Raw genomic sequence first — 25,507 nt, 5'->3', positions numbered from 1 at the left:
AAGTGGTGTTTAAGACCAGTTTTGCCAGCCTCGCCATAGCCAGGCCTCATGGGCGCCCGGTGTTGCGATACGTTTTTTGTCGAGAGACATGATGATTTATGTTGGTGAAATAAGATGTGCTGCGTCTAGCAGCGAGGAAACTATACCATCGCTATCGACATCTTGTATAGCCTGCCCGTGGTTGTAGCCGTAAGGGACGTTGAGAACTTTGCAACCTGCAGCACGTGCTGCCTGCGAATCGTTGATGGAATCGCCGATGGCTACGATTTGCGCGGGTGCCAGAGCAAAATCAGTGCATACCTGCAGCAATTGCATGGGATCTGGCTTCTTTTTCGCAAAGGAGTCACCACCGTAAATCACTTCAAAGTAATCGTGCAAGCCGGTTTTCTTCAGCAACGGCAAAGTAAATGCCATCGGCTTATTGGTGACGCAAGCCAGTCGCAAACCTTTGGCCTGCATTTCTTGCAGACCTTCGTGTACGCCAGGATAGGCGGTGGCGAATTCGCCATTCACGTCGAAATAGTGTTTCTCGAACAAGGCCATGGCCTCTGCGAAACGCAGCTCAACGTCGCTAGGTGAAAAATCAACGCCTATGGTCTTGCGCACCAGATTCTCTGCGCCCTTGCCGACAAAGCTGATGGCGGTATCGAGATCCAGTGGTGCTAATCCTAAGCCATCACGCATGCGATTGATGGCGATATGCAAATCCTGCGCGGTATGCAGCATGGTGCCGTCGAGATCAACGATGACGCCGCGTATGCCGTGCAGCATTTGGTTTTCAGTCGCGTTGCTCAGGCTCATACTTTTGCTAATTCGCTGCGCATTGCATCGATCACGGCTTTGTAATCTGGTTTGCCGAAGATGGCAGAGCCGGCGACGAAGGTGTCTGCGCCAGCGCGTGCTGCGGCTTCGATATTGTCGATTTTGATGCCGCCATCGACTTCCAGCATGATGTCGCGACCGGATTCATCGATCAGCTTGCGCACTGCTGCGATTTTTTTAAGTGTGTGCGGAATGAAGGATTGGCCGCCGAAGCCAGGATTGACCGACATCATCAGGATGATGTCGAGCTTATCCATCACGTGTTCCAAGTGGTGCAGAGGCGTGGCTGGATTGAAGACGAGGCCGGCTTTGCAACCGTTGTCGCGTATCAATTGCAGTGTGCGGTCTATATGCTCGGACGCTTCCGGGTGGAAGGTGATGATATTGGCACCAGCCTTGGCAAAGTCAGGAATAATGCGGTCTACCGGCTTGACCATCAGGTGTACGTCGATAGGTACTTGTACATGCGGACGTATGGCTTCGCATACCAAAGGTCCTATCGTCAGATTCGGAACATAATGGTTATCCATGACGTCGAAGTGAATGATGTCGGCGCCGGCGGTGACAACATTGCGCACTTCTTCGCCAAGACGGGCAAAATCGGCGGATAGGATGCTGGGAGCGATGCGATAGTTTGGCATGGTCGTGACTTTGAAGAAGAAGTCGCTATTTTAACCCGCGACTCTTAAGTGGCGCCTTGCATGGCGTAGGAATTTCGTGTGCAATGGGCTGCTATGTATATATAAGAGCAATTGAATGTGCATTGCTCGGCAGAACTGAACGATAAAAGCAGCGCAGGGAACTTGCTGCACAAAAGGAATCAAATGGCATCTTACGAATTTACCGTGACCGTTAATACGCAGTATCTGGAGGAGCAATCCGATCCTGGGCGCTCTAACTATGTATTCGCGTATGCGGTGACGATCAAAAATACCGGGCAAGTGGCGGCGCAATTGATCTCGCGCCACTGGGTGATTACCGATGCCAACAACCATGTGCAGGAAGTGCGCGGTCTGGGTGTTGTTGGTAATCAGCCATTGTTGCAGCCTGGGGAGCAGTTCGAGTACACCAGTGGGACGTCTATGCCGACACCGCAAGGGTCAATGACTGGTGAGTATTTCTGTGTGGCAGAAGATGGCGAGCAATTTGAGGTGAAGATTCCTGAATTTGTGTTGTCTCTGCCGCGTACTTTGCATTAATTCTGCGATTGATCCGTTGTATCGTCTTTGGGCGGTAATGGTTTCTTTGTTGGTGGATGGTTCGGCTTCTGTCCCGAGAACATAGTCCACCACACGATAAAGAAAAGTAAGAACAGCGCGATTCCCGCTTCAACCAATAATAGCCACATTGCCAATTACTCCCATGTCATTTATTCGCCTTAGTTTACTCGCATCCATTCTGCTTGGTCTTGTTTCCTGCTCGACACTCCCGCCCGAGAAGCCTGTTGTGCCGACGAAACCGGTCGTGACGCCGGGCGATTTACCTAAAACTGAAGTCAGTCCAGCCTTGCGCCCGACAACCTTCAACGCTTTGCCAGGTTGGAAGGCAGATAATCAGCGCGAGGCCTGGCCGGCATTTCAGTCGTCCTGCTCGGTATTGATTAGAAGAGTGAATTGGAAGAATGCGTGTGCCGCCGCAGCAAGCGTCGACAGTAATAATGACGATGCGGTGCGCCAGTTCTTTGAAACTTACTTCACGCCTTACCAGGTAACGAATCCCGACGGTTCGGATAATGGCTTGGTTACCGGTTACTACGAACCTTTATTGCGCGGTGCGCGCAAACGTGGTGGTCCATATCAGACGCCTTTGCATCGCGTGCCCGACGATATTCTGACGATAGACCTAGCGAGTGTGTACCCAGAGTTAAAAGGTATGCGTTTGCGTGGACGTTTGGTCGGCAATAAAGTGGTTGCCTATCCATCGCGCGCAGAAATGGCGCAATCGAATTCTTTGGCCGGTAAGGAAATCCTGTGGGTGGACGATCCTATCGAGGCTTTCTTTCTGCAAGTGCAAGGTTCCGGCCGCGTGCAACTGGCAGACGGTAAGGAAATCGTGCGCGTTGCCTACGCCGACCAAAATGGTCAGCCCTATAAATCTATCGGCCGTTATTTGGTTGATAAGGGCGAGATGACACTGGATCAAGCATCTGCGCAAAGTATTAAAGCGTGGGTGATTGCCAATCCAGGACGGCAACAAGAGTTATTGAACGCCAATCCAAGTTATGTCTTCTTCAGAGAAGAAAAAGTAATCGATCCGAAGGTTGGCCCGAAAGGCGCGATGGGCGTGCCTTTGACGCCGCAGCGTTCGATTGCGATCGATCCACAATATATACCGTTGGGCGCTCCTGTATTTTTGGCAACCACGCAGCCGAACAGCAATGCTGCCTTGCAGCGCCTGGTCATGGCGCAAGATACGGGTGGCGCTATCAAGAATGCCGTACGCGCAGATTACTTCTGGGGGTTTGGTGCGCAAGCAGGTGAACTGGCTGGACGCATGAAGCAACGCGGCACGATGTGGGTTTTATTACCAAAGTGATGTCTGAATAGTATCTAGTGCAGCATATATAGGAGCGATTCCATGCAATACGAAAATATTCTGGTCGAAATCCACGGCAAAGTCGGGCTCATCACACTTAATCGGCCTGCTGCGCTGAATGCGCTCAATGACAAGTTAATGGATGAACTGGGGCAAGCGCTGCAATCGTTTGATGCCAACGACGATATCGGTTGCATGATCATTACTGGTAGCGAAAAGGCATTTGCCGCCGGCGCTGATATCGCTCTGATGGCGACGTATACATATATGGATGTATATAAAGGCGATTACATCACGCGTAATTGGGAGCAGATTCGCAGCATACGTAAGCCGGTGATTGCTGCGGTGGCGGGATATGCGCTGGGTGGTGGTTGTGAGCTGGCCATGATGTGCGATTTCATTATTGCTGCTGATACTGCCAAGTTCGGCCAGCCAGAAATCAAGCTAGGCATTATTCCTGGTGCCGGCGGCACACAGCGTTTGCCGCGTGCAGTATCTAAAGCCAAAGCTATGGATCTATGTTTGACGGCGCGCATGATGGATGCGGCCGAAGCTGAGCGTGCGGGTTTGGTATCGCGCGTTGTTGCTGCAGATAAGTTGATTGAAGAAGCATTGGCAGCGGCAACCGTAATAGCAAGTATGTCGCTACCTATGGTGATGATGGCGAAAGAGTCTATCAACCGTGCCTATGAAACGACGCTGGCAGAAGGCGTGCAATTCGAACGTAGATTGTTCCACAGCACCTTCGCTACAGAGGACCAGAAGGAAGGAATGCAGGCATTTTTGGAGAAGCGTTCACCTAGTTTTAAGAACGTTTAAAAGCCTCTGTAAAAAGAATTTATATTATTTTCAGAAAAGCGCTTGCCAAGTTGAAAGAAGCTTTGCTATAGTTCGGCTCCCGTCGCAGAACACGCAGCGAAACGCGAAGTAAGCGAGCTGAAATGTGAGTGTGATGGGGGTGAAGAAGTGGTTGTTTTTGGATTTGTTTTCGACGTTCGTTTTAGTGGTTTTAAAGCGAGTCTTTTTAAGAAGTTTTTAAAAGAGTTTGTAAAAAATCTTTTAAAAAATAAATTAAAAAGATGTTGACGAAAACGAAGACATGCCACATAATCTCATCTCTCTGCTGCTGACGAACAAAACGATTCGCAGCGACGCAAACGACGCAAGTTGATAGCGAAGCAGAACAGGTTCTTTAAAAATTAACAGTCGATAAGTGTGGGCGTTTGATGGAAGCGCGGCAGCGAATTTATTCGTTGTCATAACTTTAAACATTAAATGCTCACAAAGAAATATAGATACTTTCAGTTAAATGAAAGTACCTGTCAGTATTTTGAGTGAGCGACCGGTTCGAAAGAACCATGTCAGCAATGACATAAAACAGAGATTAAACTGAAGAGTTTGATCCTGGCTCAGATTGAACGCTGGCGGCATGCCTTACACATGCAAGTCGAACGGCAGCATGGGAGCTTGCTCCTGATGGCGAGTGGCGAACGGGTGAGTAATATATCGGAACGTACCCTAGAGTGGGGGATAACGCAGCGAAAGTTGCGCTAATACCGCATACGATCTACGGATGAAAGTGGGGGATCGCAAGACCTCATGCTCATGGAGCGGCCGATATCTGATTAGCTAGTTGGTGGGGTAAAAGCCTACCAAGGCATCGATCAGTAGCTGGTCTGAGAGGACGACCAGCCACACTGGAACTGAGACACGGTCCAGACTCCTACGGGAGGCAGCAGTGGGGAATTTTGGACAATGGGCGCAAGCCTGATCCAGCAATGCCGCGTGAGTGAAGAAGGCCTTCGGGTTGTAAAGCTCTTTTGTCAGGGAAGAAACGGTGAGCTCTAATACAGTTTGCTAATGACGGTACCTGAAGAATAAGCACCGGCTAACTACGTGCCAGCAGCCGCGGTAATACGTAGGGTGCAAGCGTTAATCGGAATTACTGGGCGTAAAGCGTGCGCAGGCGGTTATGTAAGTCAGATGTGAAATCCCCGGGCTCAACCTGGGAATGGCATTTGAGACTGCATGGCTAGAGTGTGTCAGAGGGGGGTAGAATTCCACGTGTAGCAGTGAAATGCGTAGAGATGTGGAGGAATACCGATGGCGAAGGCAGCCCCCTGGGATAACACTGACGCTCATGCACGAAAGCGTGGGGAGCAAACAGGATTAGATACCCTGGTAGTCCACGCCCTAAACGATGTCTACTAGTTGTTGGGTCTTAATTGACTTAGTAACGCAGCTAACGCGTGAAGTAGACCGCCTGGGGAGTACGGTCGCAAGATTAAAACTCAAAGGAATTGACGGGGACCCGCACAAGCGGTGGATGATGTGGATTAATTCGATGCAACGCGAAAAACCTTACCTACCCTTGACATGTACGGAACCTCTGAGAGATTAGAGGGTGCTCGAAAGAGAGCCGTAACACAGGTGCTGCATGGCTGTCGTCAGCTCGTGTCGTGAGATGTTGGGTTAAGTCCCGCAACGAGCGCAACCCTTGTCATTAGTTGCTACGAAAGGGCACTCTAATGAGACTGCCGGTGACAAACCGGAGGAAGGTGGGGATGACGTCAAGTCCTCATGGCCCTTATGGGTAGGGCTTCACACGTCATACAATGGTACATACAGAGGGCCGCCAACCCGCGAGGGGGAGCTAATCCCAGAAAGTGTATCGTAGTCCGGATTGTAGTCTGCAACTCGACTACATGAAGTTGGAATCGCTAGTAATCGCGGATCAGCATGTCGCGGTGAATACGTTCCCGGGTCTTGTACACACCGCCCGTCACACCATGGGAGCGGGTTTCACCAGAAGTAGGTAGCCTAACCGTAAGGAGGGCGCTTACCACGGTGGGATTCGTGACTGGGGTGAAGTCGTAACAAGGTAGCCGTATCGGAAGGTGCGGCTGGATCACCTCCTTTCTAGAGTTTGCGTGAAAGTTAAGCGTCCACACTTATCGTCTGTTAGTAAGAAAAGAACAGTTAATGTCGGCAGTACGCAGGCTGAATCAGTCTGCGGGTTGTTGGTTGGTACTGATCCAAACGGGTCTGTAGCTCAGTTGGTTAGAGCACCGTGTTGATAACGCGGGGGTCGTTGGTTCGAGCCCAACCAGACCCACCAAGAAATACGTATAACCGGTTTCGGGGGTTTAGCTCAGCTGGGAGAGCACCTGCTTTGCAAGCAGGGGGTCGTCGGTTCGATCCCGTCAACCTCCACCAAGATGTCAAACCTAAGTTGATCTGCATGAAAGTGTAGACGTGATTTAGGTTTGATCTTTTAGATAGATCATTGGCTGTTTTTGTTCTTTAACAATTTGGAAGAAGTAAAGATTTATTGGTGCAAACCAATGATGCGCAAGCATTGTTGAGATGCGCTGATGGGTTTTGATTGTATCAAATCAAATAGTATTGACGATCAGTTATCCGAAAGGATAATCCAGTGTCAATACAGCAAACACGTAGTACTTGTTTGCCTTATAGCCGTCTTCTTGAAAGCGCAAGCGATTGAGAGGCTAAAGTTATAGGGACAAGCGAATAAGTGCACATGGTGGATGCCTTGGCGATATCAGGCGATGAAGGACGTAGTAGCTTGCGATAAGCTGCGGGGAGCTAGCAAACAAGCTTTGATCCGCAGATTTCCGAATGGGGAAACCCGGCCCTTTGGGTCATCACTCACTGAATACATAGGTGTGTGAAGCGAACGCGGCGAACTGAAACATCTAAGTAGCTGCAGGAAAAGAAATCAACCGAGATTCCCAAAGTAGTGGCGAGCGAAATGGGATCAGCCGCAAGTTTTAGCATCAGATATAGTGGAATGCTCTGGAAAGTGCAGCCATAGAGGGTGATAGCCCCTTACACGAAATATGTGGTGTGGAACTAAGCTTGCAACAAGTAGGGCGGGACACGAGAAATCCTGTCTGAACATGGGGGGACCATCCTCCAAGGCTAAATACTCGATATCGACCGATAGTGAACCAGTACCGTGAGGGAAAGGCGAAAAGAACCCCGGAAGGGGAGTGAAATAGATCCTGAAACCGTGTGCATACAAACAGTAGGAGCGGACTTGTTCCGTGACTGCGTACCTTTTGTATAATGGGTCAGCGACTTACATTCAGTGGCAAGGTTAACCGTATAGGGAAGCCGTAGAGAAATCGAGTCCGAATAGGGCGTTCAGTCGCTGGGTGTAGACCCGAAACCAAGTGATCTACTCATGGCCAGGTTGAAGGTGCGGTAACACGCACTGGAGGACCGAACCCACTAATGTTGAAAAATTAGGGGATGAGCTGTGGGTAGGGGTGAAAGGCTAAACAAACTTGGAAATAGCTGGTTCTCTCCGAAAACTATTTAGGTAGTGCCTCAAGTATCACCATCGGGGGTAGAGCACTGTTATGGCTAGGGGGTCATCGCGACTTACCAAACCATTGCAAACTCCGAATACCGATGAGTGCGAGCTTGGGAGACAGACGTCGGGTGCTAACGTCCGGCGTCAAGAGGGAAACAACCCAGACCGCCAGCTAAGGTCCCAAAGATTGGCTAAGTGGAAAACGAAGTGGGAAGGCTAAAACAGTCAGGAGGTTGGCTTAGAAGCAGCCATCCTTTAAAGAAAGCGTAATAGCTCACTGATCGAGTCGTCCTGCGCGGAAGATGTAACGGGGCTAAGCCAGTCACCGAAGCTGCGGATATATCTTCGGATATATGGTAGGAGAGCGTTCTGTAAGCCTGCGAAGGTGTCTTGTAAAGGATGCTGGAGGTATCAGAAGTGCGAATGCTGACATGAGTAGCGATAATGGGGGTGAAAAGCCTCCACGCCGTAAGCCCAAGGTTTCCTGTTCAACGTTCATCGGAGCAGGGTGAGTCGGCCCCTAAGGCGAGGCAGAGATGCGTAGCTGATGGGAAGCAGGTTAATATTCCTGCACCGTCGTTAGATGCGATGGGGGGACGGATCGCGGAAGGTTGTCCGGGTGTTGGATGTCCCGGTTCCTGTGTCATAGAAGGCTGTTAGGCAAATCCGGCAGCGTAATTCAAGGGCATGGGACCAACGAATTTATTCGTGAAGCAATCGGAAGTGGTTCCAAGAAAAGCCTCTAAGCTTCAGTCTAACGAGACCGTACCGCAAACCGACACAGGTGGGCGAGATGAGTATTCTAAGGCGCTTGAGAGAACTCGGGAGAAGGAACTCGGCAAATTGGTACCGTAACTTCGGGATAAGGTACGCCCTTGTAGTTTGACCACTTTACTGTGGAAGGATGAAGGGGTTGCAATAAACTGGTGGCTGCGACTGTTTAATAAAAACACAGCACTATGCAAACACGAAAGTGGACGTATATGGTGTGACTCCTGCCCGGTGCTGGAAGATTAAATGATGGGGTGCAAGCTCTTGATTGAAGTCCCAGTAAACGGCGGCCGTAACTATAACGGTCCTAAGGTAGCGAAATTCCTTGTCGGGTAAGTTCCGACCTGCACGAATGGAGTAACGATGGCCACACTGTCTCCTCCCGAGACTCAGCGAAGTTGAAATGTTTGTGATGATGCAATCTACCCGCGGCTAGACGGAAAGACCCCATGAACCTTTACTGTAGCTTTGCATTGGACTTTGAACCAATCTGTGTAGGATAGGTGGGAGGCTTTGAAGCGGGGACGCTAGTTCTCGTGGAGCCAACCTTGAAATACCACCCTGGTTTGTTTGAGGTTCTAACCTTGGTCCGTTATCCGGATCGGGGACAGTGCATGGTAGGCAGTTTGACTGGGGCGGTCTCCTCCCAAAGTGTAACGGAGGAGTTCGAAGGTACGCTAGGTACGGTCGGACATCGTGCTAATAGTGCAATGGCATAAGCGTGCTTAACTGCGAGACTGACAAGTCGAGCAGGTACGAAAGTAGGACATAGTGATCCGGTGGTTCTGTATGGAAGGGCCATCGCTCAACGGATAAAAGGTACTCTGGGGATAACAGGCTGATTCCTCCCAAGAGTTCATATCGACGGGGGAGTTTGGCACCTCGATGTCGGCTCATCACATCCTGGGGCTGTAGCCGGTCCCAAGGGTATGGCTGTTCGCCATTTAAAGTGGTACGTGAGCTGGGTTTAAAACGTCGTGAGACAGTTTGGTCCCTATCTGCCGTGGGCGTTGGAAATTTGAAGGGGGCTGCTCCTAGTACGAGAGGACCGGAGTGGACGAACCTCTGGTGTACCGGTTGTCACGCCAGTGGCATTGCCGGGTAGCTAAGTTCGGAAGAGATAACCGCTGAAAGCATCTAAGCGGGAAACTTGCCTTAAGATGAGATTTCCCAGAGCCTTGAGCTCTTTGAAGGGTCGTTCGAGACCAGGACGTTGATAGGTCAGGTGTGGAAGTGCAGTAATGCATTAAGCTAACTGATACTAATTGCCCGTACGGCTTGTCCCTATAACCTTAGCAGGTGTAGGCAACAAGTACACGTGAGTGCGAACTTGATTCGTGCAATCAAAACCGCTGTACCATCACCCATGGTTACAGTGTGATCTTTACTTCTTCCAGATTGAGTTGTTTGCTCAAGTCAGCTTTAACGACTTAGCAAGTGACTTTACAAGTTATGCCTGATGACCATAGCGATTTGGTACCACCCCTTCCCATCCCGAACAGGACCGTGAAACGAATTTGCGCCGATGATAGTGCTGCAACCAGTGTGAAAGTAGGTCATCGTCAGGCTTTTATTTAGAAAACCCCTCAGTAGAAATGCTGGGGGGTTTTTGCTTTGGAAAATCGATTTGTAGCGCCACGGTAAATACGTAGAAATCTGCGCATCAAATCAGCAGAAACTACACCGCTAGCAGTTACTCGGTACAGACTTCTCTTCGTTTCTTCTTCCATTCGCACCGATACGCCCTTACTGCAAACGAGATTGATTGCTTGAGCACGTTCACGGTATGATGCGCGCGATCGATCGCTTACTTCACACAGATATTTCTACGGGCTCTGCATCAAATTGATGGAGTTCATGGAGAGATTTGATCCGCATGATTACCGTGGGCAGCACTGAGTGAACGCAAAGTTAAAGGCAAATTAGCCAGACGCATCGTGTGCGTTGAGATATGCCATTGAGATTGTGGACTGGTACGGTTCTTAAGGTGCTACTGCCATAATTTTAAGCAGTAAAAACTAGCCATTACTCTAGAAAGTGCGTTTTGCGCAACAGTTAGATTCTATTTTTTGGTAGAATAGTCGGCTTCGCTGATGTAGCTCAGTTGGTAGAGCAACTGATTCGTAATCAGTAGGTCGGGTGTTCGATTCGCCTCATCAGCACCAGTAATTTTAAAAGGGTTAGCTTCGGCTAGCCCTTTTTCCTTTTTTCTTCTCATTTATAAAACCCGATCGATCAGAGGGCGGAAGGCCATCAAAAATATCGGATACATCAGCAAGAATATCCTGCTTGTCATCGGTTGAGAGTGTCAGCGAATTCAAAAAGCCATGCACTACAAAGGTAGCGAGTGAGTAGGGATCATCACACTTACTGACAGCAGCGGCTAAATCCCTAACAAACAGATCAGCTTCAGAAGTTAAAGGCATTACTTACCCCTTGCCAGAGCGACCTTAGCGTCTTTGCGTTCACGCTCTTGCCAATGCTCGTTATGGTTGGAAATAGAACGACGAAGAACAGCAGAAACGGTCTCGCCGCGATAGTCACAGAGACGACGAAACTCTGACAAAAGATCATCATCAAGCCGTATCTGAAGCACAGAGGTTTTTGGTTTTAGAGCCATAAATTCAATATGTAATTACATTGTACGTACATTATCATTACATAATCGCCTTAAAAGTCAAGCCGTCTGTCATCTATTCCTTAAGTGTCCTAGGTACAAGTTAAGGCGGCGCTTCGCGCCGCCGCGCCGGCTAGCGCCCGGCATCGGCGGCTCGTGCGCGGCTCAACCGTAGTCGACACATCAAAAGCGCTTGCAGGCGCGGAATCGCCATTTAGCATGCGACCTATGAGCGCGCATCCACGCACATGCAGAAGCGTAAACTCACCGCTTGCATGGGCCTTGCAGCCCATACCCCGCCACCATCAGGCCAGCCGGACGGCCTTGACATCCGCAACCAGTGGAAGCACGTCCTCAACAACCTGGCGGCGCAATATCTGGAAATTTTGGAAAACTAGCTCACCGAGAAAATTCGACAGATAAGCCAGATCCTCAACCGTATCCGGGCCAGAATCACGAGAGATACGCCCTACAGCACGGGCGGCAGATACGGCACCCTCGGTAGCTGACAATTGCGAAAGAATTTGTGTTTCAATGTTTGAAGCCATGATGGAACTCCTTAGTAGTTCGATTGAGGTTAGGAGCTAGCAAGTGTGGCAGCACAGCTAGCCCCGCTTTTACGAAGGTGATTCGTAATCAGTAGGTCGGGTGTTCGATTCGCCTCATCAGCACCAGTAATTTTAAAAGGGTTAGCTTCGGCTAGCCCTTTTTCCTTTTTTCTTCTCATTTATAAAACCCGATCGATCAGAGGGCGGAAGGCCATCAAAAATATCGGATACATCAGCAAGAATATCCTGCTTGTCATCGGTTGAGAGTGTCAGCGAATTCAAAAAGCCATGCACTACAAAGGTAGCGAGTGAGTAGGGATCATCACACTTACTGACAGCAGCGGCTAAATCCCTAACAAACAGATCAGCTTCAGAAGTTAAAGGCATTACTTACCCCTTGCCAGAGCGACCTTAGCGTCTTTGCGTTCACGCTCTTGCCAATGCTCGTTATGGTTGGAAATAGAACGACGAAGAACAGCAGAAACGGTCTCGCCGCGATAGTCACAGAGACGACGAAACTCTGACAAAAGATCATCATCAAGCCGTATCTGAAGCACAGAGGTTTTTGGTTTTAGAGCCATAAATTCAATATGTAATTACATTGTACGTACATTATCATTACATAATCGCCTTAAAAGTCAAGCCGTCTGTCATCTATTCCTTAAGTGTCCTAGGTACAAGTTAAGGCGGCGCTTCGCGCCGCCGCGCCGGCTAGCGCCCGGCATCGGCGGCTCGTGCGCGGCTCAACCGTAGTCGACACATCAAAAGCGCTTGCAGGCGCGGAATCGCCATTTAGCATGCGACCTATGAGCGCGCATCCACGCACATGCAGAAGCGTAAACTCACCGCTTGCATGGGCCTTGCAGCCCATACCCCGCCACCATCAGGCCAGCCGGACGGCCTTGACATCCGCAACCAGTGGAAGCACGTCCTCAACAACCTGGCGGCGCAATATCTGGAAATTTTGGAAAACTAGCTCACCGAGAAAATTCGACAGATAAGCCAGATCCTCAACCGTATCCGGGCCAGAATCACGAGAGATACGCCCTACAGCACGGGCGGCAGATACGGCACCCTCGGTAGCTGACAATTGCGAAAGAATTTGTGTTTCAATGTTTGAAGCCATGATGGAACTCCTTAGTAGTTCGATTGAGGTTAGGAGCTAGCAAGTGTGGCAGCACAGCTAGCCCCGCTTTTACGAAGGTGATTCGTAATCAGTAGGTCGGGTGTTCGATTCGCCTCATCAGCACCAGTAATTTTAAAAGGGTTAGCTTCGGCTAGCCCTTTTTCCTTTTTTCTTCTCATTTATAAAACCCGATCGATCAGAGGGCGGAAGGCCATCAAAAATATCGGATACATCAGCAAGAATATCCTGCTTGTCATCGGTTGAGAGTGTCAGCGAATTCAAAAAGCCATGCACTACAAAGGTAGCGAGTGAGTAGGGATCATCACACTTACTGACAGCAGCGGCTAAATCCCTAACAAACAGATCAGCTTCAGAAGTTAAAGGCATTACTTACCCCTTGCCAGAGCGACCTTAGCGTCTTTGCGTTCACGCTCTTGCCAATGCTCGTTATGGTTGGAAATAGAACGACGAAGAACAGCAGAAACGGTCTCGCCGCGATAGTCACAGAGACGACGAAACTCTGACAAAAGATCATCATCAAGCCGTATCTGAAGCACAGAGGTTTTTGGTTTTAGAGCCATAAATTCAATATGTAATTACATTGTACGTACATTATCATTACATAATCGCCTTAAAAGTCAAGCCGTCTGTCATCTATTCCTTAAGTGTCCTAGGTACAAGTTAAGGCGGCGCTTCGCGCCGCCGCGCCGGCTAGCGCCCGGCATCGGCGGCTCGTGCGCGGCTCAACCGTAGTCGACACATCAAAAGCGCTTGCAGGCGCGGAATCGCCATTTAGCATGCGACCTATGAGCGCGCATCCACGCACATGCAGAAGCGTAAACTCACCGCTTGCATGGGCCTTGCAGCCCATACCCCGCCACCATCAGGCCAGCCGGACGGCCTTGACATCCGCAACCAGTGGAAGCACGTCCTCAACAACCTGGCGGCGCAATATCTGGAAATTTTGGAAAACTAGCTCACCGAGAAAATTCGACAGATAAGCCAGATCCTCAACCGTATCCGGGCCAGAATCACGAGAGATACGCCCTACAGCACGGGCGGCAGATACGGCACCCTCGGTAGCTGACAATTGCGAAAGAATTTGTGTTTCAATGTTTGAAGCCATGATGGAACTCCTTAGTAGTTCGATTGAGGTTAGGAGCTAGCAAGTGTGGCAGCACAGCTAGCCCCGCTTTTACGAAGGTGATTCGTAATCAGTAGGTCGGGTGTTCGATTCGCCTCATCAGCACCAGTAATTTTAAAAGGGTTAGCTTCGGCTAGCCCTTTTTCCTTTTTTCTTCTCATTTATAAAACCCGATCGATCAGAGGGCGGAAGGCCATCAAAAATATCGGATACATCAGCAAGAATATCCTGCTTGTCATCGGTTGAGAGTGTCAGCGAATTCAAAAAGCCATGCACTACAAAGGTAGCGAGTGAGTAGGGATCATCACACTTACTGACAGCAGCGGCTAAATCCCTAACAAACAGATCAGCTTCAGAAGTTAAAGGCATTACTTACCCCTTGCCAGAGCGACCTTAGCGTCTTTGCGTTCACGCTCTTGCCAATGCTCGTTATGGTTGGAAATAGAACGACGAAGAACAGCAGAAACGGTCTCGCCGCGATAGTCACAGAGACGACGAAACTCTGACAAAAGATCATCATCAAGCCGTATCTGAAGCACAGAGGTTTTTGGTTTTAGAGCCATAAATTCAATATGTAATTACATTGTACGTACATTATCATTACATAATCGCCTTAAAAGTCAAGCCGTCTGTCATCTATTCCTTAAGTGTCCTAGGTACAAGTTAAGGCGGCGCTTCGCGCCGCCGCGCCGGCTAGCGCCCGGCATCGGCGGCTCGTGCGCGGCTCAACCGTAGTCGACACATCAAAAGCGCTTGCAGGCGCGGAATCGCCATTTAGCATGCGACCTATGAGCGCGCATCCACGCACATGCAGAAGCGTAAACTCACCGCTTGCATGGGCCTTGCAGCCCATACCCCGCCACCATCAGGCCAGCCGGACGGCCTTGACATCCGCAACCAGTGGAAGCACGTCCTCAACAACCTGGCGGCGCAATATCTGGAAATTTTGGAAAACTAGCTCACCGAGAAAATTCGACAGATAAGCCAGATCCTCAACCGTATCCGGGCCAGAATCACGAGAGATACGCCCTACAGCACGGGCGGCAGATACGGCACCCTCGGTAGCTGACAATTGCGAAAGAATTTGTGTTTCAATGTTTGAAGCCATGATGGAACTCCTTAGTAGTTCGATTGAGGTTAGGAGCTAGCAAGTGTGGCAGCACAGCTAGCCCCGCTTTTACGAAGGTGATTCGTAATCAGTAGGTCGGGTGTTCGATTCGCCTCATCAGCACCAGTAATTTTAAAAGGGTTAGCTTCGGCTAGCCCTTTTTCCTTTTTTCTTCTCATTTATAAAACCCGATCGATCAGAGGGCGGAAGGCCATCAAAAATATCGGATACATCAGCAAGAATATCCTGCTTGTCATCGGTTGAGAGTGTCAGCGAATTCAAAAAGCCATGCACTACAAAGGTAGCGAGTGAGTAGGGATCATCACACTTACTGACAGCAGCGGCTAAATCCCTAACAAACAGATCAGCTTCAGAAGTTAAAGGCATTACTTACCCCTTGCCAGAGCGACCTTAGCGTCTTTGCGTTCACGCTCTTGCCAATGCTCGTTATGGTTGGAAATAGAACGACGAAGAACAGCAGAAACGGTCTCGCCGCGATAGTCACAGAGACGACGAAACTCTGACAAAAGATCATCATCAAGCCGTATCTGAAGCACAGAGGTTTTTGGTTTTAGAGCCATAAATTCAATATGTAATTACATTGTACGTACATTATCATTACATAATCGCCTTAAAAGTCAAGCCGTCTGTCATCTATTCCTTAAGTGTCCTAGGTACAAGTTAAGGCGGCGCTTCGCGCCGCCGCGCCGGCTAGCGCCCGGCATCGGCGGCTCGTGCGCGGCTCAACCGTAGTCGACACATCAAAAGCGCTTGCAGGCGCGGAATCGCCATTTAGCATGCGACCTATGAGCGCGCATCCACGCACATGCAGAAGCGTAAACTCACCGCTTGCATGGGCCTTGCAGCCCATACCCCGCCACCATCAGGCCAGCCGGACGGCCTTGACATCCGCAACCAGTGGAAGCACGTCCTCAACAACCTGGCGGCGCAATATCTGGAAATTTTGGAAAACTAGCTCACCGAGAAAATTCGACAGATAAGCCAGATCCTCAACCGTATCCGGGCCAGAATCACGAGAGATACGCCCTACAGCACGGGCGGCAGATACGGCACCCTCGGTAGCTGACAATTGCGAAAGAATTTGTGTTTCAATGTTTGAAGCCATGATGGAACTCCTTAGTAGTTCGATTGAGGTTAGGAGCTAGCAAGTGTGGCAGCACAGCTAGCCCCGCTTTTACGAAGGTGATTCGTAATCAGTAGGTCGGGTGTTCGATTCGCCTCATCAGCACCAGTAATTTTAAAAGGGTTAGCGTAAAGCTAGCCCTTTTTCATTTGTGCAGACGCTTATCGCTCACATAAAGTGGCGCATCAAACTTCAAGGGAAGCGACTCCTTGATATCAAATTGGACTTGGTATAACTTGGCGAGCCAAGTCAGCTGATAGCAGCTCCTTATGAGCAGAAGGCCATCAAGAATCCTGTTATAGAGCAATTCTCTTGGCTTAAAACGAGCTGCTTTCTTGGTAAATATCTCAATATATTCAGTGCCTTACAGTGTAATTAATTTATCGTTAAGAATTATTTAACGTTATTTTAATATTTCCATTGACACTAAGTATTCCGTCACCTATGTTGAATACAAGTAGTCGCCCTAAAGGGGAGTAGCTTTACTGCATACGCCGTCATTACGGGAAAATTCCCCGGCCTGCAGGCAACGGCAACGTTGTAGCGAGACCTTTACCGAATTGAGGTAAAGGTTTTTTTTCGTTCCAACCTTTTTCAATATTTGGTGGCGAGTGAATGCCAGTCGGGTGTGAGGAGGAGCTATGGACTTATTCTCAGCGGAATTCTTCTCAGCATTACTGGCAATCATTGTTATTGATCTTGTTTTGGCTGGAGATAACGCGATCGTCATTGCGCTGGTCGCACGAAAACTGCCTAAGCATTTGCAGCGCATCACGATCATAGGCGGCACGATAGGTGCGGTTGTTGTGCGGATCGCGATGACAGTCGCAATTGTCTGGCTGTTGAATGTTCCTGGGCTGTTGCTGGTCGGTGGTGTGTTGCTGGTTTGGATTGCCTACAAATTGCTGGCACCTATGCATGATGAAAAGAAGCACGTCGATGTTGCGTCGTCACGTGTCGGTTTGTGGGCTGCGATACGTACCATCATCGTGGCGGATGCAGTGATGGGTATGGATAACGTGCTGGGTGTGGCTGGCGCCGCACATGGTGAGTTCTTGCTGGTGGTGCTGGGATTGTTGATCAGTGTTCCGATCATGGTGCTAGGTAGCACGCTGATTTTGAAATGGGTAGAGCGTTATCCGGTCATCATTTATCTGGGCGCAACAGTGCTTGCATGGACGGCGGCAAAAATGATTGTGCAAGAGCCGATATTGCAGGAGTTCTTTACGCAGAATGAATTTGTAGTCTGGTTACTGTACGGCTTGGTCATAGGCGGAGTCGTGCTGAGTGGTTTGCTTAGAAATGCGCCTATCAAATCGACGCACAGGGAGGCAAGACCAAAACATCCTTGAAGACCGTTCACAAAAATTACTAACGTTTATACATTGCGAGGAGATCATCATGCTCAACATTCTCATACCTGTAGACGGTTCGCGGAATGCGTTGCGTGCAGTGGAATACGTTATTCAATATCGTGCAATGCATGACGAATTGATCAACGTGAACCTGGCCAATATTCAACCCCGTCTGTCGAGATACATCACGCGTTTTGTACCATCAGCGAATGTTCGTATGCTGCAGCAAGAACGAGCTGAGCAAGCATTGAAAGGTGCTGTCGACATGTTGATCAAAGCTGGTGTTGAACATTCCGTTCATATCAACAAGGGCGATGCTGCAGAAGGTATCGTTGCATGCGCTCAAGAAACGGCATCACAAAAAATCGTGATGGGCACCACGCGTAAAAATGCACTGTCTCGATTTTTTCAAGGCTCTGTCGTGAGTAAAGTAATGGCTATTACGGATCTGCCAGTCGAAGTTGTCGCGAAAGAAAATGCGACGAAGCTGGCACGTTTCGGTATACCAGTCGGTGTCGGATTGGCAGTGTTATGGCTTGCAGTAGAGTAAGAAGCTTTGTATTTTCCAAGCGCTGACAGCATGACTTTTATATAGCACTAACATCTTGAAATAAGCGATTTAGATGTTTGAAGGGCCAGCTTTATAGCTGGCCCTTTTTGTTTAAAACTGATCTCGAAGAAAATTAATGGTGTGATGCAGCACCTCTTTGGTTTGTAATCTAGCGCTCCGATTAGCTTAATTCCATGTCATTTGCGCACGCACTTTCCATCCTATCCATAATCCGCCAAAGAGAAATGGCGCGAATATCCAACCTGATGCGGCGCCTGCCATGATTCCGGAAAGTAGCGTGCCGACTGTGCAGCCAAGCGCGACCATAGATCCCCAGCCCATCAAGATGCCGCCAGCAAAGGCGCGACCGACTTCCGGCAAGCGTGGACGACGTGGTTTGAAATCACCTGCAGAGATGGCCGCCGCCAATGATCCCAATATCAGACTGATGACGAAGACGCCATTTTGCGACCATAGCGTTTCTTTAATGATGGTGGCGCAGCCGGAGAAAGTATCGACGCCTTCCAAGCGACTCGGTAACCATCCGACAGTATTCGCAGCAGTACGCGCGATGCTGCCCAGTTCTGCTGTTACGCCCAATGGGCCAATGCGGAAGTAAGACAATACAGCGAGGAAGCCGATCAGCAAGCCGCCTACATACACCGGCCAGCGTCGCTCCCATATATTGCCGATCGCCTGGGTAGTGTCTTGAATCTTGTGTTCACGCCATAACCAAATCGCAAGCAGGGCGAGTATTGTCAATTGCAGTGCAACTGAGCCCGCATAACCGAAGTGATGCGGCAGCCAGATCACAGGTGCTTGCTGTATGCCGGAAAGATACAAGCTGTTCCAGCTCAAAAATCCCAGTACGAAGCCGAACAAGGTACCGAGTAATGCAAACGGAGAAACGGTCGATCCTTCGCCCAAGCGATAAAGATGCGCACTGATGCATGAGCCGGACAGCGCCATGCCTACGCCAAAGCTGAGTGCACCAACAGCCAGTACCCAACTCACAGGACCGATATGCGCTTGTGGTGGTAATCGACCCAAGGTCGGGATAGGCGCGAATGCGCCGAAGACGAGGTGATAACCAAGGATACCGACAGCCAGTGCGGCTAGTATGCCGAGCAAGCCGCGTGCATCGCGTCGCTCGATGAAGTCGCGACTGACGCAAAAGAAACAGAAGCGCGAGCGCTGTAGAAAAATGCCGAATGCAATGCCCAATAAGGCAGACAGCGCCAGTTCGCGTCCCCCCTCGGCGATATTGCCGAGGGAGTGCGAGAACAGCGCTGCTGCCGTCAGGACAAAGACAGAGGGCAAGAGCCGCCGCAATGGCGGCAATGCCAGTTCAGCCAATTATTTTCCACCCCATACTGTGCCAGCCAGATTCGTCACCGGCACGCCAACTGCGTTGCCGTATTCTGTCCACGAACCATCGTAGTTGCGGACGTCATAGCCCAGCAATTTTGTCAGTGCGAACCAAGTGTGGCTGGAGCGCTCGCCGATACGGCAGTAAGTGATGACTGGTTTGCTGCCATCGATGCCGGCTGCAGCATAGATTTTTTTCAGTTCATCCACCGATTTGAAAGTGCCATCCGCTGCAACAGCTTGACCCCAAGGTACGTTGGCTGCACCAGGAATGTGGCCTGCACGGATAGCCAGCTCTTGTACGCCGGCTGGTGCGAAGATTTTCCCACTGTATTCATCAGGCGAGCGAATGTCGACTAATGCCACATTGCTTTTCTTTTCTGCTGCTGCAACGACGTCGCTCAAACGTGCGCGCAATGCAGGATTGGCTGCGCTGACTTTGATATTGCCAGCTGCCGGTAATTTGGTCACAGCAACCAGTGGGCGATTTTCTGTTTCCCATTTTTTGCGACCGCCATCCAGCAGTTTGACGTTCTTGATGCCATAGATATCGAATACCCATGCGCCCCATGCTGCGAACCAGTTGTTGGTGTCGCCGTAGAGTACGACGGTGCTGTCATTGTTGATGCCAGCATTACGCAGCAGCTTTTCGAAGTTTTGCTGAGTGGCGATATCGCGACGTACTGTATCGACCAGATCGGTATGCCATTCAAAATTTACCGCGCCAGGTATATGCGCACGTTCAAATACACCAGGATTCACGCTGACTTCAATCAGACGCAATTTCGGATTGCTGATGTTCTTTTCCAGCCAGTCGGTGCTGACGAGGAAGTCACTCGGCGCAGCATGTGCTGCACCCAGAAACAGGCTGCCTGCAATCAGCAGGGACTTGATGATTTTCATGTTTAGTTCTCCTCCGGTTGTTAAGAAATCGTTACGCGATCACATTACCGAAGAGATTGCTGATGAACAACGAAGCATTTTCAATATCGATATTCAGAAAATGCATGTGGAGTAGGTAGAGATAAGGAAACATCAAAAAGTAAATCAACAAGCCATAAACTGAATAAAAAAGCCGCTTACGCGGCTTCCTGTATTTATGCTGTCTACGACCAGAGCATCATGGTCGTTGCGGTATGCCAAAGGCAGTGCGACCAGATGTTAGAGCATGCTCAAGCTCTGGCAATCGATCTTGTCCCCAGAAGAGTTCACCATCCAGGATGAAAGATGGTGAGCCATAGGCGCCATGATCTATCGCTTCTTGTAGATTAGCCTGATAGCGTTCTTCAATTGCAGGGGCTGCTGCTTTCTGCAGCAAATCCGCGCCATTGAATCCAGCTTTATCCGCCAATGCTACGAGGGTGTTGGCATCAGATAAATCCTCTTCACGTTCCCAGATAGCGGTGAAGCATTCCAGCAGCAATGGATGGATATCGGCGCCGCTGTCCAAGGCCGCCAGCACGATGCGATCTGCGAGTCCATTCTTCAAGGGCCAATGTTTTGGATATAAATTAAAATTGAGCTTGCGTTTCTCACGCCAGCGCTGCAGCTCTTGTACTCGATAATTTTGGCGCGTGACACTTCTTTGTGCAAGCGGTAAACCACCGGTCGCAGCGAACAAGTCGTGCAAAGGAAGGGGGCGATACTCTACTTTGAGTTGCTGACGTTTGGCCAGTTCAGCAAATGCCGGATAACCGACATATGCCCAGGTGCTGGTTAGTGCAAAATAAAATTTAACAGTACGTGACATACGTAATTTCCTTATTAATAGGTGACGCGATTAACGCGTTGCTTTCTTTGCAGCATTGACGGCAACAGTTGGATCAAAGTTGTTGATGTCTTTGATCAAGTTATTCGTATACAGAGAGGCAGGGTCGACCGGTGTGGTAATTTGTCCGGTAGTCGTCATGTAACGGACGATGCCTTCCCAACCTTGTTTGGTGTATTCACCCCAACGACCGCTGCTAGGTTTCGGTGAGTAATCTTGGAATACTTTCAGCACGCGCTGGTTCTCTGCAATCGCTTGTGCTTCCGGGATACCTGCTGTGCGTGCTGCGGGGTAATGTTTGAAGTACAGACGGATACAGGCTTCAGTATTTTGTTCGCAGAAGATGCGGCCTTTGGTCAGCGCACGCGCCAGTCCGACTGCTTCAGCACGATTGGCTTTGAGATAGCTTTCCGTTGTCAATAAGCCCCAGGCGAGGATGTCCTCCACTACAGGCGAAGTCAGGTAGTTCAGCTTCACGCCACGGTTTTCAAAGCCGGCATAGCTCAGTGCATTGATAGATAGAGCTGATACGGTACCGGTTTCCAGCGCGCGCAAGGCCCCCGCACCAATGCCGACATCCAGCAGGGTGTAATCACGGTTGAGCTTGTAGTTTTCCGCATCAAGGATGGCCTGCGTCGTATAGAACTGGGTCGCGGTCATCGAAAACACGCCGATCTGAGTACCTTTCAGGTCGCTCAGTTTTTTGATCGGACCATCTTTCAATACTGCGAGCGGGAATGGGTTGCGCGTCGTGATGCTATAGAAGTGCACCAGTGGTGCACCTTTGGCGCGACCTACCGCGGCCGATTCAGGTGCTGGCAAACCGTATTGCACATTGCCGCTGACTACTTGCTGTACCACGGCAATGGAACCCTTGGCGGTGAGTACTTCCGGATCCAGTCCTTCTTCGGCAAACCAGCCATTTTCAATGGCGGCAGCCCATGGCGCGAAACGTACATCGGGCGCAGAGACCGGTTGCAATACTGTGATCTTCTTCAGTGGTTTGTTTTGTGCGATGGCATTGCCGCTGAATGCTGCAGCAGCTGATGCGGCCACGACGGCCGTGAGGATGGTTGATTTCATTTCAAATTCCCTTTTGGTTATGGTGGTCTATCCAGTACAACAATTTGTGTTCAAGCAGGCGAATGGCGAGATTGCACCCCAGTCCTATCGCCGCCAGAATGATGAGGATGGCAAACATGCCGGCCGTATCCAGGTTTGCTTGCGCTTGTAATAGCAGTACGCCCAAGCCTTTCTGTGCGCCGACGAATTCGGCGACTACGGCACCGGTCAGTGCCAGCACGATAGCCACGCCGAGGCCGGCGAAGATATGCGTGGCCGCTGATGGCAGTCGCACGTATATAAAGGTTTGCCAGCGGCTGGCATTCAGCGTTGCCATCAGATCCAGACGTAGTTGGTCAACCACTGACAAGCCTGCCATGGTGTTGATCAATACCGGGAAGAAGGTGATCAGCGCAACCAGCACAATTTTTGAAGACAGTCCGTAACCGAGCCAAATGATGAGCAAGGGCGCGACCGCAACTTTCGGCAGCGACTGAATGGCAATCAGGTAGGGATAGAGCAGGCGACCGAGGCGACCGAACTCTGTAATCAACACGCCGCTGATCAGACCGAACAAGGAGCCTATGGCAAAGCCTGTCAGCATCTCGGTCAGTGTTACCTGCAAGTGCGGACCGAACATACCTTGTGTCAGGCCATTCCAGAAAGCGATAGCGATCTGGCTTGGTGGTGCCAGTACGAGTGGCGATACCGGCGAGAAGCGCAGGATAACTTCGACGAGTAGCAGCAAGCCGATTACTAGCAGTGCACCAGCGGTGCGATCACCGAGGAAGGGGAGAGAAGGTTTAGACATGCTCGGTCTCCTGATAGAAATAGCCGCGTACTTCTTCAATCAAAGCCTGGAATACCGGTTCCTTTAACGTTTCGCGTGCACGCGGGCGTGCCAGCGGCACTGCGATATCGTCGGCAATGCGTGCGGGACGTGCCGTCATCACGATGACACGGTCCGCTAGGAAAACAGCTTCTGAAATACTGTGCGTAATCAGCAATACCGTCGCACCGCTTTCTTCCGCAATATGTGCCAGCGTCAGGTTCATCTGTTCACGCGTCAATGCGTCGAGCGCACCGAAGGGCTCATCCATGAGTAAGAGCTTGGGTTTGGTAATGAGTGCACGCACGATCGCCGCACGTTGGCGCATACCGCCGGATAGCTCTTTCGGGAAAGCGTCGGCAAAATCACCGAGCCCAACTCTTTGCAGCAGCGTCAAGGCCTCGGCGCGTGCTGCGACCATATCCTCGCCGCGTATGCGCAACGGTAGCGTGACGTTCTCGATAACGGTAAACCACGGCAACATCACCGCATCCTGAAAAATCATTGATACGTCAGCACGCGGTTTATCTACCGGCTGACCATGCACACTGATACTGCCGCCAGTCGGCGTGATTAATCCCGCAGCAAGACGCAATAAGGTCGTTTTGCCGCAACCGGATGGACCGACAATCGCCACAATTTCGCCGGCTTTGAGTTCAATATTGATCTCGTTCAACGCTTGCAGCGATTGTTGCCCCGGTTTCCCGTAGCTATGAGTAATGTTTAAAAATGCCAACGCAGAGGCATTGGCATGCACAGGTGATACATGCATGATGGACTTCTATTAACAGGGTTGATATACGTCAGAAGGCAGCGCAAATGCGACGCTTGTGCAAATCGGAATGTGATTGAAATGCAGGATAGAGCGTGTGACTGATGCGATTTCCAGAAGGAAAGTATAAGTGCCGAAATATCGAATTCTTAGAACGATTTCGTGCTTACTTATGCGGAATTTATGTGCTTAGCATTCCACTTCAATCGTGGATAGCTAAGTAGACATTGGAATAAGTAATCGCAACTTTCGTTATCAAGAATGTGCAGATAGAAAATATTGTCTGCAAAAATTAGGCACTCTTCAAATCTTCCAGTCGTAGATTCGGCGCAAATGTTTCAAGGAAGCGATAAGCGAACGAAGGTAAAAAAGTACCGTTCCTGACAGCCACCAGGGTCGTGCATGAGCCGAACAACGTGCCTTCGGTCTCTAGTACCGTCAAGCCGTTTTTCTCTATGCCATCCAAAGCCATTTCGGCCACGATGCCGACGCCCAGGCCCCGTTCTACATAGGTCTTGATGACATCAGCATCCATTGCCGTTAGACGAAAGTCAGGTATCAAGCCTGCCTGACTGAATGCGGCATCAACGCATTTACGTCCGGTAAATTGTGGGTTGTAAGTGATCAGTGGATATTGCGCGATATCTTCCAGTGTGACTGGCGATTTTTTCACTAAAGGATGATCTATCGGAACGATGACTTGGTGATTCCACGAGAAGCATGGATAAGAGATGAGGTCTGGTGATTGGTCGAGTACTTCGCTGGCGATGCCGATATCTGCTTCGCCATTGCTGATCATGGCGGCGACTTGGTTCGGTGTGCCTTGATGTAGCTCCAGTTTTACTTTGGGGAATTCATTATTGAATTGCTCAACAACTTTGGGCAGTGTGTAGCGCGCTTGTGTGTGGGTAGCAGCGATGATCAATTGGCCGGTATCGAAGCCTGAATATTGGCTAGCATAACGTCGCAGATTTTCAGTTTCCAGCAGGATGCGTTTGACGATCTCTACCGCCCCGTCCCCTGCGCGCGTGACGGATGTCAGTCGCTTGCCTGAGCGGACGAAGAGATCTATGCCTAGTTCGTCTTCCAGATCCTTGATCTGTTTGCTCACGCCGGATTGCGATGTGTATAGCACCGCCGCAACCTCGGTTAGATTGAGATTGTTCCGTATTGCTTCGCGTACAAATCGTAATTGCTGAAAATTCATGAAGCTGTTTCTCCGTTGATACTGATTGCTACTGCCTTGCGTATGTGTTGCAAAAGAGGGCAAAGTTTATTCATTCGAATGTTTATGTATTCCGTGTATTTATACGGCGACACGATGCCAATTTATTTAGCATAACAATCCGAATTTCATATAAGAACCAATTAAAAATTGTTTGCATATTCCGCTAAACGTTAAAGATATTTGATATCTGCATGCAGCTCTAAGTGCCTAAAAAATATGCACTTAAAACAGTGATGAAAGCATCGTTAAAATTTATCGTATAGGAGACGCGCAATGTTTCTCTGCAATCGAAGTGCACTGTTCAGAAATGAGTGCTTGATAAATTTCATTCCTTATTTGCAACTATCTATTGCTATGCAGTGATGCTAATCATAGAAATTCTTGCCAGTGCTTGGCAACGAATTTGTCCGAATATGCATAT

29 protein-coding genes, 3 tRNA genes and 3 rRNA genes are annotated in these 25,507 nt (G+C 49.8%); 11 read left to right on the top strand and 24 right to left on the bottom strand.

Features of this window, described 5'->3' with window-relative positions; translation table 11 throughout:
• Positions 1 to 96 precede the first annotated feature (96 nt).
• Both BQ6873_RS10205 and rpe read right to left on the bottom strand, forming a co-directional pair.
• Entirely contained in the window at positions 97 to 771 is a 675-nt protein-coding gene (locus BQ6873_RS10205; protein ID WP_076594059.1) for a phosphoglycolate phosphatase, read from the bottom strand.
• 26 nt (positions 772 to 797) lie between these two features.
• Positions 798 to 1,463, bottom strand: a complete 666-nt coding sequence (rpe, locus tag BQ6873_RS10200) for a ribulose-phosphate 3-epimerase (protein WP_076592545.1) — start codon at positions 1,461 to 1,463, stop codon at positions 798 to 800.
• Between the two features lie 183 nt (positions 1,464 to 1,646).
• On the opposite strand from rpe, the gene apaG reads away from it, so the two are divergent.
• The 9 genes from apaG to BQ6873_RS10155 all read left to right on the top strand — a co-directional run bounded on the left by apaG (position 1,647) and on the right by BQ6873_RS10155 (position 10,632).
• Positions 1,647 to 2,021 (top strand): Co2+/Mg2+ efflux protein ApaG, encoded by a 375-nt coding sequence (gene apaG / locus BQ6873_RS10195; RefSeq protein ID WP_076592544.1) that lies wholly within the window; start codon positions 1,647 to 1,649, stop codon positions 2,019 to 2,021.
• 163 nt (positions 2,022 to 2,184) lie between these two features.
• The gene (mltA, locus tag BQ6873_RS10190) at positions 2,185 to 3,357 is read left to right on the top strand and encodes a murein transglycosylase A (RefSeq protein WP_157889151.1); all 1,173 of its coding nucleotides are present in this window, start codon (positions 2,185 to 2,187) and stop codon (positions 3,355 to 3,357) included.
• Between the two features lie 42 nt (positions 3,358 to 3,399).
• Positions 3,400 to 4,176: an enoyl-CoA hydratase gene (locus BQ6873_RS10185; RefSeq protein ID WP_076592542.1), complete on the top strand. Its 777-nt coding sequence runs from the start codon at positions 3,400 to 3,402 to the stop codon at positions 4,174 to 4,176.
• Positions 4,177 to 4,743: 567 nt separating this feature from the next.
• A 16S ribosomal RNA gene (locus tag BQ6873_RS10180) occupies positions 4,744 to 6,276 on the top strand.
• A gap of 122 nt (positions 6,277 to 6,398) precedes the next feature.
• A tRNA-Ile gene (locus BQ6873_RS10175) sits at positions 6,399 to 6,475 on the top strand.
• A 22-nt stretch (positions 6,476 to 6,497) separates the two neighbouring features.
• Positions 6,498 to 6,573 (top strand) — tRNA-Ala (locus tag BQ6873_RS10170).
• A 305-nt stretch (positions 6,574 to 6,878) separates the two neighbouring features.
• A 23S ribosomal RNA gene (locus BQ6873_RS10165) occupies positions 6,879 to 9,753 on the top strand.
• Between the two features lie 169 nt (positions 9,754 to 9,922).
• Positions 9,923 to 10,035 (top strand): 5S ribosomal RNA (rrf, locus tag BQ6873_RS10160).
• The 16S, 23S and 5S rRNA genes sit together here with 2 tRNA genes alongside, the layout of an rRNA operon.
• A gap of 521 nt (positions 10,036 to 10,556) precedes the next feature.
• Positions 10,557 to 10,632 (top strand) — tRNA-Thr (locus tag BQ6873_RS10155).
• A 15-nt stretch (positions 10,633 to 10,647) separates the two neighbouring features.
• Here BQ6873_RS10155 and BQ6873_RS10150 read toward each other — a convergent pair.
• The 15 genes from BQ6873_RS10150 to BQ6873_RS10105 all read right to left on the bottom strand — a co-directional run bounded on the left by BQ6873_RS10150 (position 10,648) and on the right by BQ6873_RS10105 (position 16,136).
• Positions 10,648 to 10,893 (bottom strand): hypothetical protein, encoded by a 246-nt coding sequence (locus BQ6873_RS10150; protein WP_076592541.1) that lies wholly within the window; start codon positions 10,891 to 10,893, stop codon positions 10,648 to 10,650.
• Positions 10,893 to 11,087, bottom strand: a complete 195-nt coding sequence (locus BQ6873_RS18445; protein ID WP_083664437.1) for a ribbon-helix-helix protein, CopG family — start codon at positions 11,085 to 11,087, stop codon at positions 10,893 to 10,895. Before BQ6873_RS18445 ends, BQ6873_RS10150 begins: the two co-directional genes overlap by 1 nt.
• 302 nt (positions 11,088 to 11,389) lie before the next feature.
• Complete coding sequence (locus tag BQ6873_RS10145) at positions 11,390 to 11,632, bottom strand: hypothetical protein (protein WP_076592540.1); 243 nt, start codon at positions 11,630 to 11,632, stop codon at positions 11,390 to 11,392.
• Positions 11,633 to 11,773: 141 nt separating this feature from the next.
• Entirely contained in the window at positions 11,774 to 12,019 is a 246-nt protein-coding gene (locus BQ6873_RS10140) for a hypothetical protein (protein ID WP_076592541.1), read from the bottom strand.
• Positions 12,019 to 12,213: a ribbon-helix-helix protein, CopG family gene (locus BQ6873_RS18440; RefSeq protein WP_083664437.1), complete on the bottom strand. Its 195-nt coding sequence runs from the start codon at positions 12,211 to 12,213 to the stop codon at positions 12,019 to 12,021. The genes BQ6873_RS10140 and BQ6873_RS18440 overlap by 1 nt, the downstream gene beginning before the upstream one ends.
• Positions 12,214 to 12,515: 302 nt before the next feature.
• Entirely contained in the window at positions 12,516 to 12,758 is a 243-nt protein-coding gene (locus tag BQ6873_RS10135) for a hypothetical protein (RefSeq protein WP_076592540.1), read from the bottom strand.
• A gap of 141 nt (positions 12,759 to 12,899) precedes the next feature.
• On the bottom strand, positions 12,900 to 13,145 hold the full coding sequence (locus BQ6873_RS10130) for a hypothetical protein (RefSeq protein ID WP_076592541.1): 246 nt from the start codon (positions 13,143 to 13,145) through the stop codon (positions 12,900 to 12,902).
• The gene (locus tag BQ6873_RS18435) at positions 13,145 to 13,339 is read right to left on the bottom strand and encodes a ribbon-helix-helix protein, CopG family (RefSeq protein WP_083664437.1); all 195 of its coding nucleotides are present in this window, start codon (positions 13,337 to 13,339) and stop codon (positions 13,145 to 13,147) included. The genes BQ6873_RS10130 and BQ6873_RS18435 overlap by 1 nt, the downstream gene beginning before the upstream one ends.
• A gap of 302 nt (positions 13,340 to 13,641) precedes the next feature.
• A complete protein-coding gene (locus BQ6873_RS10125; RefSeq protein WP_076592540.1) occupies positions 13,642 to 13,884 on the bottom strand; it encodes a hypothetical protein in 243 nt (80 codons plus the stop codon).
• Between the two features lie 141 nt (positions 13,885 to 14,025).
• Positions 14,026 to 14,271, bottom strand: a complete 246-nt coding sequence (locus BQ6873_RS10120) for a hypothetical protein (protein ID WP_076592541.1) — start codon at positions 14,269 to 14,271, stop codon at positions 14,026 to 14,028.
• Complete coding sequence (locus tag BQ6873_RS18430; RefSeq protein ID WP_083664437.1) at positions 14,271 to 14,465, bottom strand: ribbon-helix-helix protein, CopG family; 195 nt, start codon at positions 14,463 to 14,465, stop codon at positions 14,271 to 14,273. Before BQ6873_RS18430 ends, BQ6873_RS10120 begins: the two co-directional genes overlap by 1 nt.
• A 302-nt stretch (positions 14,466 to 14,767) precedes the next feature.
• Positions 14,768 to 15,010, bottom strand: a complete 243-nt coding sequence (locus BQ6873_RS10115) for a hypothetical protein (RefSeq protein WP_076592540.1) — start codon at positions 15,008 to 15,010, stop codon at positions 14,768 to 14,770.
• A gap of 141 nt (positions 15,011 to 15,151) precedes the next feature.
• Positions 15,152 to 15,397: a hypothetical protein gene (locus tag BQ6873_RS10110; RefSeq protein ID WP_076592541.1), complete on the bottom strand. Its 246-nt coding sequence runs from the start codon at positions 15,395 to 15,397 to the stop codon at positions 15,152 to 15,154.
• The gene (locus BQ6873_RS18425) at positions 15,397 to 15,591 is read right to left on the bottom strand and encodes a ribbon-helix-helix protein, CopG family (RefSeq protein WP_083664437.1); all 195 of its coding nucleotides are present in this window, start codon (positions 15,589 to 15,591) and stop codon (positions 15,397 to 15,399) included. The genes BQ6873_RS10110 and BQ6873_RS18425 overlap by 1 nt, the downstream gene beginning before the upstream one ends.
• 302 nt (positions 15,592 to 15,893) lie before the next feature.
• Positions 15,894 to 16,136: a hypothetical protein gene (locus BQ6873_RS10105; RefSeq protein ID WP_076592540.1), complete on the bottom strand. Its 243-nt coding sequence runs from the start codon at positions 16,134 to 16,136 to the stop codon at positions 15,894 to 15,896.
• Positions 16,137 to 16,795: 659 nt separating this feature from the next.
• Between BQ6873_RS10105 and BQ6873_RS10100 the strand changes: the two genes are divergently transcribed.
• Positions 16,796 to 17,506 carry a TerC family protein gene (locus BQ6873_RS10100; protein WP_076592539.1) on the top strand — a complete coding sequence of 237 codons (711 nt, stop codon included), beginning with the start codon at positions 16,796 to 16,798 and terminating at the stop codon, positions 17,504 to 17,506.
• A 49-nt stretch (positions 17,507 to 17,555) separates the two neighbouring features.
• Positions 17,556 to 18,059: a universal stress protein gene (locus BQ6873_RS10095; protein ID WP_076592538.1), complete on the top strand. Its 504-nt coding sequence runs from the start codon at positions 17,556 to 17,558 to the stop codon at positions 18,057 to 18,059.
• A 186-nt stretch (positions 18,060 to 18,245) separates the two neighbouring features.
• Here BQ6873_RS10095 and BQ6873_RS10090 read toward each other — a convergent pair whose 3' ends face one another.
• The 7 genes from BQ6873_RS10090 to BQ6873_RS10060 form a co-directional block, all read right to left on the bottom strand.
• Positions 18,246 to 19,415 carry a YeeE/YedE family protein gene (locus tag BQ6873_RS10090; protein WP_076592537.1) on the bottom strand — a complete coding sequence of 390 codons (1,170 nt, stop codon included), beginning with the start codon at positions 19,413 to 19,415 and terminating at the stop codon, positions 18,246 to 18,248.
• Positions 19,416 to 20,330, bottom strand: coding sequence for a sulfurtransferase (locus tag BQ6873_RS10085; RefSeq protein ID WP_076592536.1), 915 nt, complete (start codon positions 20,328 to 20,330; stop codon positions 19,416 to 19,418). It abuts the gene before it with no gap.
• A gap of 217 nt (positions 20,331 to 20,547) precedes the next feature.
• Complete coding sequence (locus BQ6873_RS10080) at positions 20,548 to 21,177, bottom strand: 2-hydroxychromene-2-carboxylate isomerase (protein WP_076592535.1); 630 nt, start codon at positions 21,175 to 21,177, stop codon at positions 20,548 to 20,550.
• Between the two features lie 30 nt (positions 21,178 to 21,207).
• A complete protein-coding gene (locus BQ6873_RS10075; protein ID WP_076592534.1) occupies positions 21,208 to 22,278 on the bottom strand; it encodes an ABC transporter substrate-binding protein in 1,071 nt (356 codons plus the stop codon).
• Between the two features lies 1 nt (position 22,279).
• Positions 22,280 to 23,068, bottom strand: coding sequence for an ABC transporter permease (locus tag BQ6873_RS10070; protein WP_076592533.1), 789 nt, complete (start codon positions 23,066 to 23,068; stop codon positions 22,280 to 22,282).
• Positions 23,061 to 23,858: an ABC transporter ATP-binding protein gene (locus tag BQ6873_RS10065; protein ID WP_083664436.1), complete on the bottom strand. Its 798-nt coding sequence runs from the start codon at positions 23,856 to 23,858 to the stop codon at positions 23,061 to 23,063. Before BQ6873_RS10065 ends, BQ6873_RS10070 begins: the two co-directional genes overlap by 8 nt.
• A 292-nt stretch (positions 23,859 to 24,150) precedes the next feature.
• Complete coding sequence (locus BQ6873_RS10060; protein WP_076592532.1) at positions 24,151 to 25,065, bottom strand: CysB family HTH-type transcriptional regulator; 915 nt, start codon at positions 25,063 to 25,065, stop codon at positions 24,151 to 24,153.
• Positions 25,066 to 25,507 lie beyond the last annotated feature (442 nt).

It is taken from the genome of Herminiimonas arsenitoxidans, from assembly GCF_900130075.1.
In the GTDB taxonomy this organism is placed as follows: Bacteria; Pseudomonadota; Gammaproteobacteria; order Burkholderiales; family Burkholderiaceae_D; genus Oxalicibacterium; species Oxalicibacterium arsenitoxidans.
The sequence above is the reverse complement of the archived record's forward strand: the minus strand, read 5'-3'. Positions and strand labels throughout refer to the sequence as shown.